Genomic DNA, 20,406 nt, shown 5'->3' on the forward strand with positions numbered 1-20,406 from the left:
GATATGGGTACAAAAGTAGCTATAATAACTGATGTTCATGGGAATCGTTCAGCGTTACGTGCAGTATTGGAGGAAATAGACAACGATAGTGAGATTCAACATATATATTGCTTGGGAGATATGATAGCGATTGGTCATGAATCTAATGAAGTTCTTGAGCTTTTATTTGCACGTAACGATGTTTCAATGGTTACAGGAAACCATGATGAAGCGGTAATGGCACTCATACAAGGCAAAGAATATCCTGTAAGTCATTCCCATTGTAAGGAGCATCATGAATGGATAGCATCACGAATAGATAGGAAGTTTGTTCCAAAGCTAATGGAATTACCACGAATTATGACACCCGCACATGATGTAAAGCAGCTCTTACTCCATCATTATCATATGACAGAACAAAAAAAGTTCGCTCCGATAAGCGATGACCCTTTTGCATCAATTGAGAAAGATCCAACACCTGATAAACTTGACCTGCAATATGATGGATGCGATGCGGATATCGTTTGTTTTGGTCATCATCATACTAAACATTTCTTCATATCAAACAAAAGAATTTACCTCAATCCAGGTTCGTTAGGGTGTTATGACTTACCAGCTGCTCGTTATGCCGTACTTAATATTGGCGGTAGAATCGATGTTAGTTTCAAAGAAGTTCCATACGATAATAAAGAATTTTTAGCTTCTTACCATCGACTTGGAGTTCCTGATTCAGATTTTATCTTGAAGATTTTTCATGGAAATCAACACATTGACGTTTAATTAAGCATGGATTTCATAAAGCTATCAATGGAAGAGTGTTTGAATCATTAGTGTTCAGTGAAAATAAAGTCTTAGACTGCCGCTCTTGTCATTCAACTAACGTTTCCCGTTAGTTGAATCTTGAATGATCAATCCACATTATAATCCCACTGCTGATTTAATTTGTTCTCTCTGAGAAGTAATTAACAATTTCAACTTTTCAGTTCCAAAGGCCCCTGACGTAAAACCATTCGCTTTCGGATAGTAGACCATACGAAATGATGTGCCATCTTGAAGGTGCACTCGCAGGAAAATACCAGCCTCATGTTTTATTTTCTCATAGACAGCAGCGAAACCAACATATGGCAAAGGCAGGAGCTCAGAAATGAATTCCGATGACGCTTCTTGGCTGAAGTCGCCGATTGGGCTACCATCTTGGCCGCTTTCTAAGCTGACTTTCTCCACCTTACCTTGAATGTCTAAGAGATCCCCCATAGTTGTGGCATTCGGATTTTCCTTCACTTCGTAAATCTTGTCATCCGCTACGACGCGAAACTCCGATTTGTAACCCTTCATTGCATAAATAGAGGTACCAATCGGAAGGAATGCCGCATCCCCGTTCTTGACTACATGATCTGTACAAGCATGGTCATTAAGCATATAGGAGACTTCGCCCACCTTGTTTCCGAGTTGCTCCGTTGTTACCGCTTTGGTTCCATCGTAATTTTGATAATATTTGATGTTATTGATCATAAGGAAATCGACCCAATCAATTTCTGCCATGCATGGTTTGTGAATCGTACCGCAACTGGCCATAACAAACATTAAAAGCAACACAAACGAAGTCTGTTTCCAGTATTTAATCCGCCTCATAGCAATCACCTCAGACATTATAGACGGGTTTTCTGATATCGAAGTTGCGGCTGCTTTTGTTTAACTATCCTGCACGTTAGCTAAATGAAGTTTTGTCTGGCTAAAATTATATTTTCTCAGCCCAACGTGCTCACAAACCATGTAATAAGGTGTTTTTCTTGTTGCGAGCCCAGTATTAAGGGACTTTCATGTCAAAAAATAAACGACAAGAAAATACGTTCAAATGAAAAGGGGCTGTCCGAAAAGCCGATCCGCGTATCTGATTCAATTAAAAACGCTAATGGACATCCGTGTCCGTTAGCGCTTATTTTTTAGCTTTTTGCGTTTGTAACGGACATTGATGTCCGTTACAGCGAAAATTATCCAATAATTACCCATTTTGGGGCTCTAACGGACAAGGATGTCCGTTAGCATTTCAAAATCTGCGTTTTACGCGTCTAACGGACTTCCGTGTCCGTTAGAGCGTTTGACTTTTTGGACAGCCCCAAATCGGGATTATTATGTCGTTTTGCTGAACTGTCTCATTCAACTAACGTTCCCCGATAGCGTAATGGCTTTGTTCACTCGTATGCCTCTCCAGCTAATAATGAGGTTGAGCCTCAAAAAACTCTCCAGCGTTTGGATCTGATTGTGCACGATCGCTTGGAACTCCTCGGCTTCCTTCTCCAACTGCGTAATGAGCGGCTCGGAGCCGGCGCACTTCACTAACTTCTCGCGTCGGGGATGTCATGTCCAAGCCATCGCTCTCGTACAATAGAAGAAGGAAAAACGCGGGCAGGTCAAATCGTTTTGGAGGGGTTGCAATGAAAATTACGTCAGGAAGCTTCGAAGTCGTCTATCACGGCAGAGTGTTCGCCTATGAGATGAACCCGATCGAAATCGTGTTGTCAGAGGAAAACGATCCTCTTGCGTTTGTTTTTTGTATCGAATACGATCAGGAGCGAAATGATTTCACGACGGATATCAGGCTCGTTAAACATAATGAAGTACGTATTACATGCATCAACTTCCCGAGAGGCAAGCCGATTGGCAGCTCAGACATGATTCATCTTGGGGTTATGAACAACCGGAAACTTTCGCTGCGTTACGAGATTACCGTTAATTCCGACGCCTCTTCCTGGGCGCTGATCTTCACCTTTTATGCGGGAGAGGGGGTTCCGACTCATGAATAAACTCGAAATCCAGGACCCGAAGGTCGCAAGCAAAATTATAGCGGCAAATGCCGAAAGCGAGAAACGAAGAGCAGAACTCGGTTTTCTCGGTAAATTTTTCGGATCGGGCGACAATGTTCGCCTGTATATCGTAGGCACGATCGCATTATCCGTCCTTCTCATTGCGCTTATCTATACATTGACGCCGGAGCCATACCGTTCCCCTAGCTTCGGCTTAAAGGAGATGTGGACGTTAGTCGTGCTTCCAGTCGAATCAACCATTATCGGCTACTTGATCGGATCGCGATCGAAGGAGAACGGCGGTTAGTTCAGGATGGCAGTTCATACTTGATCAAGTATGAACTGCCGCTCTTCTTGCTAAACTAACGTTCTCCGTTAGCTTAAAGCTTGCTTCCCAAATATCTTTTGAATAACGCTAATGATAGCTCTTTTTCTTCGGACATAAGATTTTCTGCTATCTGTTTAATCACTTCTGTATCGCGTAGCTCAATTAAATTTGGAACTAACAAATCTGGAGGTGCTATCCACTTAGAATCAATTATTTCACTTGCATCTAATTGAAGGGTTCCCCCAAGTATTTCACCAAGAAAATGAAATAAAATAACCTGATGATTTGAACTGCTAATAAAATTATAAATGCCTGTTGTGCCTGTAAGTCTAACATCATATCCGGTTTCTTCTTTTGCTTCTCTACGAGCTGCATCTAGAATATCTTCGCCATACTCGATTCTTCCAGATGGGAAGTTCCACTTATTTTTAACAGATGCTTTGTTTTCTTTGACTATAAGTACCTTGTCTTCACATATTATCGAAACACTTACAACCAGTACAATTCCGTTTTGAGTCATATTAAGAACCTCCAGTTTCAAAGAAACACCACCATCAATATTAGAACATAAGTTCCTTTATTTGCAAATGTATACATCTGTGCTCGCCAAGCTATACTGCCCGTTATCTTAATGAAGTATAGTCAGTCTAAAACTTTATTTTCTTCTGACAATTAGCCCTTTGGAGGTCATTATGGAGATTGGAGATGTAATTACATTCGGAAGTTTTGAATGGATTATTTTAGACATAAAGGATGATCGAATACTGATTCTAGCAAAGGATATAATCGAATTACGTGATTATCATAATAAGTCGGAGAACATTACTTGGAAAGATTGTACGTTGATCTTGGACTATCCAAGCAAAAATCAAAGGTATTGGTTTCAAAGAAAAGATATTAACAATATCAAAAGAAGAGCATCTTATTTAAATTCAATATGGTGGTGGTGGACGCGAACGCCCGGGAAAAATAATCGGAATGAAGTTGCTTGATAAGAAATCATTGAACTTACCAAATAGGTGAGTTTTTTTATGCTCAAGGCTCCATGTCGAGCCATGTCTATTTTTTGTACAGATTGGCCTTGTATAATTGTGTTGCGCATTGACAATTGGGGTATTATTCCAGTTTGGATGTATTAAGGCGAAGATACTGTAAGAAATGGAGGGAGGAAATACGAAGGACAGACCACCGTCTGCGTGCCTGGCGCGCACTATTTGCATCTGAAATGATTGAGATTTCGACAGTTCATATGGCCGCTGGGCAAACAGCATGGGTTTATTCGCGCGAGGCATTATATCGAGGATCATCCTACTGTCAAAAAACTAGAGCGCAGATGTAGTGGAATGGAGGAGACTTTGGTGTCGAAACGAAACAGCAATGTAAGCAAAGTGTTGCTGCCGTTATTTTTGGCAGTTGTGCTTATTTTGCAAACGGTGATGCTCCCTGCTGCCGCATATGCGGAGAGCGTCCTACACGGCTCCGAAACGGAATCGGTTATTGAATCGGACTTGCCGAACGCGGAAGAGGTGCTTTCTGAGTCCGATGCGGAAAAAGTGCAAAGCGATTCCGAAACGGAAGTGGCGAGCGAACCCGACACACTGAACAATTTCGCATTAATGGCGGCAGGTCCGAGTGACAAAACCGCGGTGTTCATGGGGGCTAATTCAGCTTTCCCGTTGGAAGTGACACAGGGTAGCGTCATTGTTAATTCAGGCGGTACGATTCAGGGGAGACAGCCGTTTACTCTCAAATCGGCAAATCTAAAGGTGCCTGTGAATGGCGATGATTTAAACCCAACGAATGCAGACCCTGAAAGCTACATACAGAAGGGTGACTGGATTGAGTTAAAAAGAGACGACTACTTCAAGGAAGTGGTCCTGCCAACTGCTACAAGAACCCTGAATGCACAGACGGATTCAGGCACAAGACAGCTTGGTACTGCCTATTTCACTCCGAATAGTATCCGGATTGTATTTAATGGCGATGATAACTTTTTCAATGGCGTTGGACGAGGTATTGTCTTTAGTTTTGAAACGACTGCCAATGCCGATGTAACGGGAATGGAGTATGGCGAAACAAAGTCCATCTCGATTTTCGGGGGAGCGTATCAGCTGAAAAACCCGGATGTTACGCCAGGGTACAGCATCAATCTGACCGGAAACAACTGGCCAAAGAATGGAAGCTGGACCTGGTGGTATGTGACCGTCCCGGGCTATCAAGACGGTTATTTGACCATCCAGTCCGCGCCATCCTCATTTGATGTGCTTGATCCAACCCTCAAGCTGCCTCTTGATGGGATGACGTTTTATACGAAACCTTCCGATTACCGTATGGTCTATGTACCGGGCTCCTTCGAGGTAAACGGCACTAAGGTAGACCCAACCATTGATGCTGATGGCAGTTTAAGCTACATCTTCCCGGCGGGAACGGGGGTTGATCCAAAGGTTCAGTATCAGGCATGGTTCCATAAGGATATGTTCTATAAAGAATACCGTAATGTGGCAATCGATCCCGGTCGGAATGGCGGACAACGTTTTGATCCGAAAGTCGAACTGAGGGATTCGGGCGCTGTTGTAAAGGCCGATGCGGTAAGGGAATCGTGGATTGCGCCCGACTGGATTCAAGCCTCCGGTTCTTATGACCATCCCAATGAAACCATCACTTGGAAAATTGTTGTAAACCAATACAACAAAAAGGGCTTAAAGAATTTTACGATTATCAATGTATTGCCTGCAGGGCTGGACTTTCTATCTGCCGAGTGGCGGACATGGGAAAATGGCGTTGCATCTGAAGGAACGGAAATCACTCCGGATTCAAACGGCGTTTATTCCTTTGGCGATATTAATGGGAGAGTCGAATTAGAGATTAAGAGCAAGGTGGCAGGCGGCTCCAATTTCAGAATCGACCCGCGTGCCAACTGGAATCTGGATACGCCGGACGGCATTCAGAATAATGATGCAACAACAGGCGTAAGACCTATTGCTGTAACCGACGAAGCAATCATCACGATAGGAGCGCATACGTTTACAAAAGCAGGCTCGATTACGATGGAGGATTATAACCTGGGCGGCATCACGTGGACTGTTAATTTAGCGCCGCAATATGACTTGCCGAATGCAGCAGTATACGATGTACTTGTGCATGGCGGGGATTTGAATGTCCTGAATAACGCCGTGGATGAAACCGGCGAGGTTAGCGCTGAAACGATTGCGAAAATCAAGGGGGGCATTAATACAGCCCAGCTTTGGAAGCAATATCACGAAGGCACCCTCAAGAGCGCAAGCAGTTTAACCTTGAAGGCCATTCCTTTGACGGTGAACGGAGAAATAGTGGCGGATTTGATCAAAGCGACCGGGTACACCGACACGGCTGCTTCCTTCAGCTTCCGTTCACTTGAGACCAGGCCAGCCATTCTTTTCAGGCAGAATTTTGATGCTGGAAAAGCACACTGGAATCGGGCTGTGCTGATTGAGGGCGCAAGTGTAAAAACGGCGCAGAACAATGCTAATCTTCATTTGCGTATGCTGAATAAGGATATGCTTTTTGCGTCTAGGCCATTGAAAGAGGATGGCACATTCGAAAATGTGACTCCCAATCATCCTGGCAGCTATATTAGAAACGATAGCAACGAAGCATGGACGATCTCTGGCTATGACCGGATAAGCAAAACGGTTACATTCCGCCTGGGAGTGAATATGCCGGGATACAACACGGACGAAATGGCCAAGCAGGGCGGAAGCCGAGTCATTAGCGATATCAAGCTAGTGGATACGCTGCCGGAAGGCTGGGAGTTCGTTCCGTTTTCCGAGGACAAAGATTTTGAGCTTTGGAAAAGCTACTCGGATAATAGCTCGGGTACCGAATACGGTGTTAGAAACGACGTCAGAACAATCATAGAACCAGGCTCGAATGCCCATGTAGTAAGCTTCTCCCATAGCGGAAACGTAGGAACCTTCACTTTCTCCAAATTGGAAAGTCCTTATGTGATTTTGGTAAAGGCAAGACCATCCAATGCGGCATTAGAGAAATATTTGGAGGAATATACGACTAACGGGACGGACAAGCAGGTGCTGCATAACAAAGCCGACCTTCATATGACATGGGGCGGAGAGGAAATGGTTCTCACCGAACAACGCAGAATCATCGTGCCTATACAGACTTTGGGCAAGTCGGTGACCAAGCCGGTGCCAGGCGTTCTGGAATGGACGGTAAATTATACGCCGCCATTCAATATGGAGCAAGGCGTTTATTTGCAAGACACCCTGGGCGCCGGCATGAATCCCCGCTATGAAGTAAACGGAAAGCTTGTGCTTACGACGCCTAGCATGGCCGTATATCCTGCCGAGCTAACGCCAAGCGGCGCTCTGCAGCGAGCTGGTGCGGCATTGGATCTGAGCGACCCGAATGCCGAGGTTCAGGTAGAAGCAGCAGCGGGTGCGAATGGCACTACGGTGCTAACCTTTAAAATGACCGATCCAAACAAGTTTTATCAGTTTGTGTATCAGACCGAGGTCGATCCAACGATAGCAAAGCCCGGTGACAAAATGGGCAATGAAGTCAAGCTGGAGGGCGATGACAATCTGAAATCCGTCAGCGCCAGAAGCGAAAGCACGCTGGACAGTTCGGACGTCGCCGGCAGCTCAACCTCCAATGCCCTTCTGCCCATGAAAAAGGTAGATCCCGATGGCAATCCGTTGAATGGCGTAGTGTTTACGCTCTTCAAAAAGGACAACGGGACTGAAATCGCCAAAGGAACAACGGGCAATGGCGGAAGACTTAATCTGCTTTTCCCGGACCCGGGGTATTACGAGCTGAAGGAAACGTATATTGACACAACAACATGGCTGCCGACCACAAGGATTTATCAGGTATACGTCGGGAATACGCCCGGGAAGCCTATCTGGGTTGATGGCGTAAAAGTAACCTCCGATGAACCTCTGGTTGTGCCTACGCCGGCGCAAGGAAAGCTGACGATTAGCAATAAGGTTGAAGGCAACGGCGGCGATATTCTTAAGAATTTTGAATTCACAGTGACCTTTACTGGCGAAGGCAAAGACGGAGAATACGTCTATAAGAAGCCGGACAATACATTCGGCATCATCAAGAGCGGTGACAAGATCATCTTGAAGCATGAGGAGTCCGTAACCATTCCGGCATTGCCCAGGGATCTGGTCTATACGGTAACCGAAGCCGATTATACGGCTGTTGACGGCTATACGACCACGCCGGAGACGAGAGAATTGTCCGGCACGATCGAGAATAAAGGCGATCACAAGGCGGACTTTGTCAATGAACGAATCGTCAGCAAGCTGACCATTAGCAATCTAGTAATGGGCAATGGCGGCGACAAGACGAAGGATTTTGAGTATACCGTCAGCTTCGAGGATGCGGGCAAGGAAAAAAGCTACGCATACGAAAAGTCGGATGGAAGCATAGGTACGATCAAATCCGGCGATAGCTTCCGGCTTAAGGACGGAGACACGTTGGATATTCTGGATCTGCCTAAGCAGTTGCAGTATACAGTTACCCAAACGGATTACACAATCGACGGATACGTGACGTCTCCGCAGGAACGTTACGGCACCGGAGTTATGCAAGGCCAAGATGAAAGTGTTCCGTTCACGAACATACGGGTAATAAAGGGCGGACTGCTCGTCAGCAACACGGTTAAGGGTAAAGCTGACGACAAGCAAAAGCTGTTTACGTACACGGTTGTTTTTACAGGCGAGGGATCGGACGGATCTTACGTCTATGAGAAGTCGGATGGCAGCACGGGCATGATCAAGAGCGGAGAGAGCTTCGAGCTTGCAGATGGCCAGACGTTCGTCGTGCAAGGACTGCCGACTTATCTTCAGTATAAGGTAACGCAGGAGGATTATACGTCGGATGGCTATGTGACGGATCCTGCCAGTTTTGTACGTACAGGGAATGTTCCGGAGAAAATAGTGGCAGAGGAACACTATGTCAACATCCGTCCATATCTGGAAGGCGTGCTGCGAGACAACAATACGGGAGAAGTCATTCCGAATGCGCCTATCACGGTGACCGATCTGAAGACAGGCAAGTCGACTCAGGCGGTGACGAACGAGAAAGGCGAGTATTCCCTTCCGGCCTTAGCAGGCACCGACTATACGATCACGTATACGAAACGGTATCAGATAGGTGGAACCGAGGTTCCTGTTGAGTTTACGCAAAAAGCAAATGTGGCGGGCAGTGTGACGGACGAGACCGTTCCGGCGGAAATTACGGCGGTAGGGATCGTTATGTTCAAACAGCCAAATGGAGTAACGGAGCTATTCGACAATTCGTTTACCAGCCACATGCGTATTTATTTGAAGGACAAGGACGGCAATTACCTGGAGGAAAATGGCCAACCTAAAGCTTTTCCGATGGCAGCGAACGGTACGTTTTCCGTGGAGGGGCTGAGCGAGCAGAAATACACCATGGAAGTTCGTTATCAAGCCGATACGGGCAAGGAGCTGCTCCTAAAAGTAGCGCAATTGGACGTAGAAGCTAACGGAGAGCTGAATATTTCGGAGGAATTGGTCGACCCATACGGTACGGTTTATGATGAAACAACAGGAGATGCTGTTACCGGCACCAAAATCGCTGGAGCGAAGGTTACTCTGTATTATGCGGATACGCAGCGAAACAGAGATAACGGTCGCACGCCAGATGCGAAAGTAACGCTGCCAGCGGTTCCGAATTTCCCGCCGCATGACAACAAGAGCCCGGAGCAGGATAGCGATGCGGACGGATTCTATGCGTACATGGTATTTCCAGAGGCAGATTACTATCTGATTGTAACGAAGGAAGGCTATGAGACGCACAGGAGCCATACGATTTCGGTCGACTTCGATATCGTAAGATACGACGTGCCAATGAAGCCTGTACCTAAGCTGATACAAGGTAAAGTAACTATCAGCAATAAGGTTATGGGCAACGGCGGCGATAAGTCGAGAGAGTTTGAGTATACCGTCAACTTCGAGAATGCGGGCAAGGACGAAACCTATGAATACGAGAAGTCGGATGGCAGCACGGGTATGATCAAGTCCGGCGATAGCTTCCGGCTCAAGGACGGAGAGACTTTGGCTATTTTGAGTCTACCGGAGCATCTGAGCTATACAGTCGTTCAAACTGACTACACAGCCGATGGATACGTGACGTTTCCGCAGGAACTTAAGGGCACCGGAGTGATAATAGGCGAGGATGAGGTTATCCCGTTTACGAATACACGGGTCATCAAGGGCGGACTGCTCGTCAGCAACACGGTAAAAGGAAAAGATGACGACAAGCAAAAGCTGTTTACGTACACGGTTGTTTTTACAGGCGAGGGATCGGATGAATCCTACGTTTATGAGAAGTCGGATGGCAGCACGGGCATGATCAAGAGCGGAGAGAGCTTCGAGCTTGCAGATGGCCAGACGTTCGTCGTGCAAGGGCTGCCGACGTATCTTCAGTATAAGGTAACGCAGGAGGATTATACGACGGATGGCTATGTGACGGATCCTGCCAGTTTTGTACGTACAGGGAATGTTCCGGAGAAAATAGTGGCAGAGGAACACTATGTCAACACCCGTCCATATCTGGAAGGCGTGCTGCGAGACAACAATACGGGAGAAGTCATTCCGCATGCGCCTATCAAGGTGACCGATCTGAAGACAGGCAAGTCGACTCAGGCGGTAACGAACGAGAAAGGCGAGTATTCCCTTCCGGCCTTAGCAGGCACCGACTATACGATCACGTATACGAAGCGGTATCAGATAGGTGGAACCGAGGTTCCTGTTGAGTTTACGCAAAAAGCAAATGTGGCGGGCAGTGTGACAGATGAGACCGTTCCGGCGGAAATTACAGCGGTAGGGATCGTTATGTTCAAACAGCCAAATGGAGTAACGGAGCTATTCGACAATTCGTTTACCAGCCACATGCGTATTTATTTGAAGGACAAGGACGGCAATTACCTGGAGGAAAATGGCCAACCTAAAGCTTTTCCGATGGCTGCGAACGGTACGTTTTCCGTGGAGGGGTTAAGCGAGCAGAAATACACCATGGAAGTTCGTTATCAAGCCGATACGGGCAAGGAGCTGCTCCTAAAAGTAGCGCAATTGGACGTAAAAGCTAACGGAGAGCTGAATATTTCGGAGGAATTGGTCGACCCATACGGTACGGTTTATGATGAAACAACAGGAGATGCTGTTACCGGCACCAAAATCGCTGGAGCGAAGGTTACTCTGTATTATGCGGATACGCAGCGAAACAGAGATAACGGTCGCACGCCAGATGCGAAAGTAACGCTGCCAGCGGTTCCGAATTTCCCGCCGCATGACAACAAGAGCCCGGAGCAGGATAGCGATGCGGACGGATTCTATGCGTACATGGTATTTCCTGAGGTAGACTACTATCTGATTGTAACGAAGGAAGGCTATGAGACGCACAGGAGCCATACGATTTCGGTCGACTTCGACATCGTAAGATACGACGTGCCAATGAAGCCGATCCGTTCCGGCGGCGGCTCAGGCGGCAACGCCGGCAATGGCGGCGGTCATAACGGAACCGACAATGGTAACGGCGGAACCGATAACGGTAACGACGGAACTGACAGCGGCAATAACAACACCGATAACGGTAACGACGGAACCGGCAGCGGTAATAACGAAACCGACAACGGCAACGGCGGAACCGGCAGCGGTAATAACGACACCGACAACGGCAACGGCGGAACTGACAGCGGTAATAGCGAAACCGGCAACGGTACCGGTGAAACCGACAGCGGTAATAACGAAACCGGCAACGGTAACGGTGGAACCGACAGCGGTAATAGCGAAATCGGCAACGGTAACGGTGGAACCGACAGCGGTAATAGCGAAACCGGCAATGCCAGCAGCGAGCTTGACGATGTTCCTAAAACTGGGGATAACGATGCTTCGCCTATCCTCTATATGATTTTGGCGTTGATGTCCTTGATGACAATAGGATTTTGTCTCTTCGGCCACAAGAAGAAAAAGCTTATTCAATAATGTGAAAGGCGGTAAGAAAATGAGGAAAATCAAAAAAATTCTTATCGCCGTTTCTTTCCTTGTGTTGGTATTTTCTCTAGTCAATCTGGCGAGAATTTTCCTGCGTGATTATGACGAGCGGCAGAAAATCGAGGAGCTGGATATCATTTGGAAGGAAGAATCGGATATAGGCGAAGGGGATGCACTCCCCTTCCTCTTGTCCGACAAGCTGAATGAACCGGTCATGCTTTCCGAATTTAAAGAGCTTTATATGAGGAACTCGGACATCGTTGGCTGGCTAAAGATAGACGGGACCCGGATCGAATATCCGGTCATGCAGAATCTACAGGATGCTGACTACTATCTCAATCATGATTTCGATAAAAGAGAGAACAAAAGCGGCCTTCCATTTCTAGACGAACATAGCCAAACCAACGGAACGGGCATCTCACTGATTCATGGACACCACATGAAAAGCGGTTGGATGTTCAAAGATTTAATGAAGTATAAAAAGGAAAGCTTTTATAAAGAGCATTCTACGTTCCAGTTCAGCACGCTGTACGAAAAGCAAGAATATGAAATTATTGCCGTTATTCTCTCACAAGTTTATCGCAAATCGGACGACGTTTTTAAATACTACCAGATTGAGAATGTAAGTACGCCCGACGAATTCGATTTATATGTTCAGAGCATCAAGCAGCTTGCTCTATACGACACGGGCGTAACCGCTCAATTTGGCGATACGCTTATGGTATTGTCTACATGCGAGTACTCAACCAAAAATGGCCGTTTGGCGGTAATCGCCCGCAAGCTGAAATGACGTAGAAATAATTTCAAAAGAGCCGGAATTCCTTTGGCAGCAAAAGGTCCCGGCTCGGATTTTTTTTACGCTTTTGTTAAGGGGCATGTTCTTTAATTGATTTTACATTTTTTGCTCCTGCAGATTTTTCATGACAACAAATAAGTTGAAGCAAAAGAGCGCGGTAAACAGTGGAAAAACAATCATCTCCACAACGTCTACGGAAACCCCGTTTGTCAGCATAGAAGCAATCATTGCGTCGATGGCCAGCAGCATGGCAATTCCTTTGATCGTAATAACAGGCACCAGCAGATAACCTAAGCTCTTTTTGCGGGCAAAAGCGATTCCCCCAATGATGGCAAGCGGGACTATAATACCCAGATCTAACGCCTGGATTGGAAAGGTTGTGTAATGCTCCAGGCCGGTTGGCACGCTCCCTTGCAGCAGAGGGGGAATTAATCGGCCCAGCCACATAAGCAATATGATGGAGCCTAATGCAACAGTGGAATAGCCGATATATCGGTTTGGAAGCTTGGAGAAATGGAGGGTGCCCCTTTTTGAGATAAGTCCATACATCGTAATAATAAAGCCAAAAAACGACAATGACATTAATACAACATAAACCAGGAAAAAAGGATTATAGACGGCGACAAAGCAATACGTTGCATACATGTAGAGACAATAAGCCAACGTGCCCGCCAGCAGCATTTCGCCTTTTCGTTTTCCTTGATTGGCAAGGAGCAGGGAATATGGCAAAAAGGGGACAACCACAACTAACGTGACGATTTCCTGGGCGATTACCTGTGAAGCCATTGAGACGGATTCATTATGATACAAGCCTTTTCCATACAATTGAACCGATTCTCCAGAAATCGTCTGAACAACCTGATGCTCGTTAATGGATTGATTGGAAAATACTCCATACAAAGCTGTGATTGCCGCTAACAGGACGATTGAGCCAACGATGATGCTCGTTATTCTTTTTATAGTCATAGCTGCATCCCTTTCGAATGGTAACTAGTTACTTATTTACATTATAGCAACTAGTTACTATAATGCAACTAACAAAGAAGCTACAGGGAGGTTGGTTATGGAAATCGATCACATGATTGAGGCATTTTCGGGAAAAAGGGAAAACGAGATTAGAGGCATTTTTTCCAGCATATCCATTTTGCAAAATCGTCTGCAAACCATTTTTGATAAAACGGACGAGGCGCTTACGCTGAAGCAATTTATGCTGGTGATGATGATAAAGCATTCAGATAAGGTTACGACATTTACTCATTTGGGGCATTTATTGGGCTCTTCCCGGCAAAATGTAAAAAAGCTGGCTGCGGCGCTTGAGGAAAAAGGCTTCGTTACCATTAGCCATGAAGCAGGCAATAAAAAAAATACGTCGCTATCCTTAACTCAAAAGGCTGTCAGCTATTCGGATAAAGTTTTTGCTCTGCATACGGAGAAATTAAATGGCATATTCAGTGAATACTCAGATGATGAGATTCATCTGTTTTATCAGCTTATCACCAAATTGTATTCCGGAGTGGAGCGGGAGGAGAAGGCTTGTTTGTCATAAGGGGAGCGTGAAAGGAGCCTTATCCGTTATGAGGACCCGTCCATCAAAGAGGCAAACGCCAGGAATGCTGATGACTGCGGCACTTCTGGCGTTTGTTTGTTTTATTTTGATACTAAATTAAAATTGCAGAGGGCTGTTTTTCATTTCACTTATTTTTTGTAGAGCAAGGGAATGCTGTGTTTTTATGTCTTCGTCCTCCGTATGGAGATACCATTCCACCAGTCTGTATCCAAACATAATCAGGATTAGCTCGTAGACACAATTATCTTTAATGGATGCCTCCGCATATTGCGAAAAACCTCTGTAATACGCCGGAATGCAGCGCTGATAGTACTGCACCATGTGCTCAATATCCGCTTCATCCGCAATCAGGCTTGCAATATCCTCGCCGAGATACCCCCATCCGCTTGTATCCCAGTCGATGATGGTGATTTTGTCATCGGCTACAATCAGGTTGGTCACCCAGTAATCCCGGTGGCTCAGTACCAGAGGCAGCTTTTTGATACGCTCGAATATTTCGTCGGAATTAGCGTCAAGGTCGATGAACATTTGCCGCACATGCTTCGGAAAGGCGCAGTCCTCCGAGCGGACATAATCATAGACGACGGGCCATGAACGGTAATGCAGGTACGTATCCATCATGAGATTGGCATGGCTCAGGTTGGTCAGGCTTTTCAGCACATCTGGCTGCTCCGCGTAAAGCCTGCCTTGATAACGTCCAATCTCCAGTGCAGCCTGTTCATACATATCCGCTGTCAAATCCAGGCCGGATACGCCGTCCATATATTCCAGCCACAGCACGCTTTCGGCATCATCTTCCTCTTCATTTTCATTAAGCTCAGCATAATAGCAGGCCGGCCAACTGAATGTATCGCTAAAGGTGGATGCCAGATCGGACTTGTAAAGGTCATATTCCCTGCGCCAGGAACCGGGATCGCCATAGCGGTCATATTCTTTATGGCTTTTTAGAACGATGCGATACGGCAATTTTACACCTTCGTCCGTTTCGGCTGTTCCCGTAACCAGATATACATTGCCCACCGTTCCTCCCTGCAATGAAGTGGCTTGGCTATCGGCAGCGATTATCGGTTTATTAAAAAGCTGGCTTAATGCTTCGTTTAGTTTATCAAGTTTAATTGTCATCTTTTACGACCTCCGTTTTTCCTTGTTTGTTTGCTCCACATCGCCGTATATTTGTTTCGAGCATTTTTTTCGATGAGGTAGCTTGTTTTATCCTGAACAAATCGATTTTCATTCTGATGTGACGCATAACGCTCCCAGCGCTCGCGCGGCAGCGAGCCATCGGCAATCGCAGCTTGAACGGCGCAGCCCGGCTCGGATTGATGGCGGCAATCTGTGAATCGGCATTGCGTGAACCATTCCTCCACATCGGCAAAGCCTATGCGGATGCCTTCTTCCGCATCAAACAGGCCAAGCTCGCGCATCCCGGGCGTATCAATGACCATCGCGCCGGAAGGGAGCATGAACAATTGGCGGTGCGTCGTTGTATGACGGCCCCTGCTGTCGATCTCCCGGATCGCCTGAACAGCCATTACGTCCTGTTCCATCAAGGCATTGAGCAGAGAGGATTTGCCGACGCCGGACATGCCGAGAAAAACGACCGTTTTACCTGGCGTCAGGTAGGCATCCAACTCGTTCAAACCCATGCCTGTATGACTGCAGATGGCGTGAACCGGCACATCCGGCATGCTTTGTGCAACCTCCGCAAGCGGGAGCGTGTAGTCCTCTACAAGATCGGCCTTGGTCAAAATAACGACCGGCTGACCGCCGCTTTGCCTGGCTTGCGTCAAATAACGCATAATTCGGATGACGTTAAAATCCAAATTCAGCGAGGATAAAATAAAGACATAATCAAAGTTGGTTGCGACAACCTGCTCCAGAATCGTTTTGGCAAAACCTGCTGCATGGCCGGAATAATCTGCGCGTGAAAACTTGGAACGGCGCGGCAACAACGTATCAATGAGCGAGTCTCCGCTTTCGTTGAAGCGCAGCAGTACAAAATCGCCGACGCAGGGGAAATCCACTCTCGTTTCTGCCGTATGATAAAACGTGCCCTTAAGCACCGCGTTTACCTCTCCGCGCTCGGTCATAACCGTAAAGCGCTCACGCCGAAGCTCCGTTACTCTGCCGGGCAATAGATCATCAGGAATTTCATTTATTTCAGTAAATCCGTAAGCTTTTAAATCAATCATGGTTGTTGGTTAGCTCCTTTTAGTTCGTTTTTTGGACGAAAAAATGCCGCAAACAAGCAGCCTCGACTGAAGCTGCTGTTTTGCGGCATTTGTACGCAAAGAAGATACGACCTTCATCGTATCTCGCAAACAGCACTATTCACGAAAGGTTACTTTGGATGGCATACCAAATAAAACGGAGCTTTCCCCGCTTTTTTCGTTCTTGCACCTTCTCAGGTATGCCCGCTATTTGGTTTTAAGTCGAAACCACCATAGTCATAGTAGTTGCGTTTGCCATTCAAAACATCTCCCTTCGTGTAAGGAACGTATTTTATCGTAAAGCAAGTTAAGGATAACATGTTTTGGGAGGATAATCCATGACAAAATATTGAAGTGACTTATCGTTATGACAGACAATATATCCAGCTTTTTTAAAATGTGCTACCATTAATTAACTTTGGGCGTCCTAATTTCTCTTGGATAATTAAGACGCCTTTTAATAGATAGAGGTGATGCATCTATGGATGCTATAAAAATTAGAGGCGCGCAAATTCACAATCTTAAACACATTGATGTCGACATACCAAAAGGGAAGCTGACGGTTATTACCGGGGTATCGGGCTCGGGAAAATCCAGTCTAGCTTTTGATACATTATATGAAGAAGGAAAACGACGTTATCTGATGTTTACCGATACGGCGTTTATGGTGGATAGTGTCTCCACGTTCGAAAGCATCTCTGGTTTATCGCCTACGGTTGCGGTGGAGCAGCGAATTACCCGTCAATCCAATCCACGCAGCACGGTGGGTACCTGCACCAAAATTAGCGCTATGCTGGCGATGCTCTTCGCTAATTTTGGCAAGCGTGATGCTGAGTATGACGATGGGCTGCCGCTTGATATAGCCATGTTTCAGAAAAACTCGGCCAAAGGGATGTGCGTGAGGTGTCTGGGGAGCGGAATGACTGCTCAGGTCAACGAGGAAAAGCTGTTTGAGGACCCGCAAAGGCCGTTATCCCATATTTTGCCCGAAGTCACACGCGGCGGGACGGGGCGAAGATTTAAACAATTTTGTGAATTTCATCATCTATCCATTGAACAAAGGTTTTGCGATCTTGGCGCGGAGGCACAGGACTTGGTTATGTATGGAGATGGAGGGAAAACGCCGTTTAACGGGGTCATTCCTTGGCTGCTGCGGGCCGGGAAAATTGAGGAAATCAGCGGGCGGCAAAACCATCTTTGATCTGGAATCCATGTACATCGGCGATCTGCGGGGATTTATTGCAGAAACGCCTGGTTTTCCGGGGAAACGGCTAATGGATGAGATTTTAGTAAAGCTGGAATGCATGGACGATGTAGGTCTGCATCATCTTGCCTTGTCTCGTCCAATCCCTACGTTGTCAGGCGGCGAGATACAGCGTTTGTTTCTTGCAAGCTACATTATCGCGGATATGGATGCCATTATTTTTATTTTTGACGAACCAACTATAGGCTTGCATGAGGTTGAAAAAGAAAAGCTGATTGCACTCATCCAGGGTCTGATCAAGCGCGGAAATACAGTTATCGCTGTCGAGCATGACGAAAATGTTATGAAAGTTGCAGATTATATTATTGATCTTGGTCCTCGTGCCGGTGAATATGGCGGACAGCTCATGTTTCAGGGGCGCTATGCCGATTTTTTGAACTGCGAGCATTCCTTGACGGCGCCATATCTCTCTGAAAAGGCGCTAATGCCGAGGAAAACAGCCTATAAGCCCGTTGACCAGAGCATGCTGCTTATTTTGCGGAATTGCAGCATTCACAACTTGCGCGATATTTCGGCAGAAATTCCATTGGGGCTTTTGGTGGGTATAGCAGGTGTGTCAGGGAGTGGCAAATCCAGCCTGATTGCTGACACCCTTGTACCCAAGCTGAAGGAAACGTTGAAAAACAAGCTGGTGAGTGATGATGAAGATGAAATAGAAGCCAATCAATGGCTGCAGGAAGCCGAAATTGACGGCATTCAGACTATCAAAAAATGTGTCATTATCGACCAGAGACCGATTGGACGTAGCCGCACTTCCTGTCCGGCTACGTATACAGGGATTTTTGACAAAATACGAGCTTTGTTTGCTAGAGAAAGCGGAATGGACGCCGGACTGTTTACGGTTAATTCCAAGGGCGGCTGCCAGGCATGTAAGGGAGAAGGCGTTATTCATTCTGATGCAGGAGCTGGTGGATAGCGGCAATACCGTCATTGTTACCGAGCATGATCCGGCTGTGCTTTCCAACTGCGATTATATTTTGGAGATGGGGCCGGGCGGCGGAAGCGACGGGGGTTTTATCATTGCCAAGGGAACGCCTGCCGAGTTGAAGCGGGATGAGCATTCGGTGATAGGGAGGTATTTGAAATGAATACAGACTTCCTAAATACTCTGGATAATTATATGCTGGAGCGCCGTTACCGTCTGGTCAATGCTGTCCTGGTTTATGAGAATAATCAGCTCGTGTTCGAGCGGCAATACAATGCCTTTACAGCTGACAGCCGCAACAATCTTAAATCGGTGTGGAAAAGTATTCTTTCCCTTACGGCAGGCATTTGCCTCGACCACAAATGGATTGGTAGCCTGGACGAGCCGGTGGGCCGTTATCTATCGCCCTTTAATGAGGCGATTCACCCCTATCACAAGCGATTGACAATCAGACATTTGCTCACCATGTCCAGCGGCATTTATTGGAATGGCGGCGTTCATTACCATTGCCCCATGTTTGAGCAGCTTTGTCGTTCACGGAATTGGGTCGAGCATATTGCCGATGTGCAGATGAAGGCTTTGCCGGGGTCCTTTTTCCAATACAAGGAATGGGATGTTGTGCTGCTGTCTGCTGTTCTTGCCAAAGCCGCCGGGAGGTTGCCCTACGATATTTGCTCGGAATACCTCTATCAGCCCCTTGAGATCAAAAGCGAGCCGTGGCCAATGGGCAAATGCGGGGTGAATTATACCGTTATGGAGGGGGAAGAGCAATCCGATTTGTCTGCCCGTGATCTGGCAAAGATCGGTCTTCTTATGCTTCAAGGCGGCGAATGGAACGGTGAACGGATTTTATCGAAGGATTATGTGCAAGCCGCCATTTCGCCATCACAAGTAAACAGCAGCTACGGGCTATTATGGTGGCTGTCGAATAAGGGCTTTCACGGCCGAGGCTTTGGAGGCCAGGAGTTGAATGTTTATCCCGAACAAAAGGTGGTTGCAGTAATCCAGGCAACGCCTACGCCGTCGAGCAAAACCTATCCTGATATTTGCGAAGGCATTATGAATGCTTGATATGCATCTTATACGTCGCTATTGATTAAAAAGAAGCCAAACAAAAAGAAAAAATGAAGGAAGGGCTTTCATTCATTAACGATGAACAAAACGAATATCATCATTGCGAGCTGATGCGAAGCGGCGAATTGTTTATGGCCGTTAGCGAAGCGCCGAAGGAATGCGATACAAGCAAAAAAACAGTCTGGCAGACGATGGCCTTTAATGTGTACGACATGGGAAGCGAAGAAGCAGTAGGACAGACTTTTGACATCCTGAAAGAAGGCTGTACCATAATTGATTCGCCCGGTTCATGCGCTTGGAATGCCCATTGCTCCAATCTGATTGACCGCTTCGGGGTATTTTGGTGGATTGCCATATGAAAATGGTAATATTCAACAAAACGGGGCGTCCAGCAGTCAGTTTTGCCTGACTTTTAGGACACCCCCGTTTTTAG

Annotated in this window: 18 protein-coding genes; 12 read left to right on the forward strand and 6 right to left on the reverse strand. The window is 46.5% G+C overall.

The genetic code is table 11. The features are described 5' to 3' along the window. Positions 1-3: 3 nt before the first annotated feature. The gene (locus ACX93W_RS24560) at positions 4-759 is read left to right on the forward strand and encodes a metallophosphoesterase family protein (RefSeq protein WP_459395010.1); all 756 of its coding nucleotides are present in this window, start codon (positions 4-6) and stop codon (positions 757-759) included. 138 nt (positions 760-897) lie between these two features. Here ACX93W_RS24560 and ACX93W_RS24565 read toward each other — a convergent pair whose 3' ends face one another. Next, positions 898-1,611, reverse strand: coding sequence for a hypothetical protein (locus ACX93W_RS24565; RefSeq protein ID WP_459395011.1), 714 nt, complete (start codon positions 1,609-1,611; stop codon positions 898-900). Between the two features lie 525 nt (positions 1,612-2,136). Continuing rightward, positions 2,137-2,316 carry a hypothetical protein gene (locus ACX93W_RS24570; protein WP_459395012.1) on the reverse strand — a complete coding sequence of 60 codons (180 nt, stop codon included), beginning with the start codon at positions 2,314-2,316 and terminating at the stop codon, positions 2,137-2,139. Between the two features lie 98 nt (positions 2,317-2,414). Here ACX93W_RS24570 and ACX93W_RS24575 point away from each other — a divergent pair, with 98 nt between their 5' ends. Together ACX93W_RS24575 and ACX93W_RS24580 are read left to right on the forward strand one after the other, a co-directional pair. Further along, entirely contained in the window at positions 2,415-2,783 is a 369-nt protein-coding gene (locus ACX93W_RS24575) for a DUF6864 domain-containing function (RefSeq protein WP_459395013.1), read from the forward strand. Further along, positions 2,776-3,090, forward strand: a complete 315-nt coding sequence (locus ACX93W_RS24580; RefSeq protein ID WP_459395014.1) for a hypothetical protein — start codon at positions 2,776-2,778, stop codon at positions 3,088-3,090. Before ACX93W_RS24575 ends, ACX93W_RS24580 begins: the two co-directional genes overlap by 8 nt. Before the next feature lie 73 nt (positions 3,091-3,163). On the opposite strand, the gene ACX93W_RS24585 is transcribed toward ACX93W_RS24580, so the two are convergent. After that, on the reverse strand, positions 3,164-3,631 hold the full coding sequence (locus ACX93W_RS24585; protein WP_459395015.1) for an NUDIX hydrolase: 468 nt from the start codon (positions 3,629-3,631) through the stop codon (positions 3,164-3,166). Positions 3,632-3,803: 172 nt separating this feature from the next. On the opposite strand from ACX93W_RS24585, the gene ACX93W_RS24590 reads away from it, so the two are divergent. From ACX93W_RS24590 to ACX93W_RS24600, 3 genes are all read left to right on the forward strand, one after another. Continuing rightward, positions 3,804-4,103: a hypothetical protein gene (locus ACX93W_RS24590; protein WP_459395016.1), complete on the forward strand. Its 300-nt coding sequence runs from the start codon at positions 3,804-3,806 to the stop codon at positions 4,101-4,103. 366 nt (positions 4,104-4,469) lie between these two features. Continuing rightward, positions 4,470-12,128, forward strand: coding sequence for a DUF7601 domain-containing protein (locus tag ACX93W_RS24595; RefSeq protein ID WP_459395017.1), 7,659 nt, complete (start codon positions 4,470-4,472; stop codon positions 12,126-12,128). Positions 12,129-12,147: 19 nt separating this feature from the next. After that, positions 12,148-12,927 carry a sortase domain-containing protein gene (locus ACX93W_RS24600; protein ID WP_459395018.1) on the forward strand — a complete coding sequence of 260 codons (780 nt, stop codon included), beginning with the start codon at positions 12,148-12,150 and terminating at the stop codon, positions 12,925-12,927. A 102-nt stretch (positions 12,928-13,029) separates the two neighbouring features. Here the strand turns inward: ACX93W_RS24600 and ACX93W_RS24605 are convergent, their stop codons facing one another. Beyond that, positions 13,030-13,899, reverse strand: coding sequence for a hypothetical protein (locus tag ACX93W_RS24605; RefSeq protein ID WP_459395019.1), 870 nt, complete (start codon positions 13,897-13,899; stop codon positions 13,030-13,032). A 97-nt stretch (positions 13,900-13,996) separates the two neighbouring features. On the opposite strand from ACX93W_RS24605, the gene ACX93W_RS24610 reads away from it, so the two are divergent. Beyond that, positions 13,997-14,479, forward strand: a complete 483-nt coding sequence (locus ACX93W_RS24610) for a MarR family winged helix-turn-helix transcriptional regulator (RefSeq protein WP_459395020.1) — start codon at positions 13,997-13,999, stop codon at positions 14,477-14,479. Between the two features lie 117 nt (positions 14,480-14,596). Here ACX93W_RS24610 and ACX93W_RS24615 read toward each other — a convergent pair whose 3' ends face one another. Beyond that, positions 14,597-15,622, reverse strand: a complete 1,026-nt coding sequence (locus tag ACX93W_RS24615) for a phosphotransferase (RefSeq protein ID WP_459395021.1) — start codon at positions 15,620-15,622, stop codon at positions 14,597-14,599. Next, a complete protein-coding gene (gene rsgA, locus ACX93W_RS24620; protein WP_459395022.1) occupies positions 15,619-16,692 on the reverse strand; it encodes a ribosome small subunit-dependent GTPase A in 1,074 nt (357 codons plus the stop codon). The genes ACX93W_RS24615 and rsgA overlap by 4 nt, the downstream gene beginning before the upstream one ends. A 499-nt stretch (positions 16,693-17,191) precedes the next feature. Here rsgA and ACX93W_RS24625 point away from each other — a divergent pair, with 499 nt between their 5' ends. The 5 genes from ACX93W_RS24625 to ACX93W_RS24645 are packed head-to-tail and all read left to right on the forward strand — an operon-like array spanning position 17,192 to position 20,332. Next, a complete protein-coding gene (locus ACX93W_RS24625) occupies positions 17,192-17,911 on the forward strand; it encodes a hypothetical protein (RefSeq protein WP_459395023.1) in 720 nt (239 codons plus the stop codon). Next, complete coding sequence (locus ACX93W_RS24630; protein ID WP_459395024.1) at positions 17,877-18,890, forward strand: hypothetical protein; 1,014 nt, start codon at positions 17,877-17,879, stop codon at positions 18,888-18,890. The genes ACX93W_RS24625 and ACX93W_RS24630 overlap by 35 nt, the downstream gene beginning before the upstream one ends. Further along, a complete protein-coding gene (locus tag ACX93W_RS24635) occupies positions 18,871-19,062 on the forward strand; it encodes a hypothetical protein (protein ID WP_459395025.1) in 192 nt (63 codons plus the stop codon). Before ACX93W_RS24630 ends, ACX93W_RS24635 begins: the two co-directional genes overlap by 20 nt. Continuing rightward, positions 19,059-19,970: a serine hydrolase domain-containing protein gene (locus ACX93W_RS24640; protein ID WP_459395026.1), complete on the forward strand. Its 912-nt coding sequence runs from the start codon at positions 19,059-19,061 to the stop codon at positions 19,968-19,970. The genes ACX93W_RS24635 and ACX93W_RS24640 overlap by 4 nt, the downstream gene beginning before the upstream one ends. Before the next feature lie 53 nt (positions 19,971-20,023). Next, the gene (locus tag ACX93W_RS24645; protein ID WP_459395027.1) at positions 20,024-20,332 is read left to right on the forward strand and encodes a VOC family protein; all 309 of its coding nucleotides are present in this window, start codon (positions 20,024-20,026) and stop codon (positions 20,330-20,332) included. Positions 20,333-20,406 lie beyond the last annotated feature (74 nt).

It is taken from the genome of Paenibacillus sp. CAU 1782 (genome assembly GCF_054551715.1).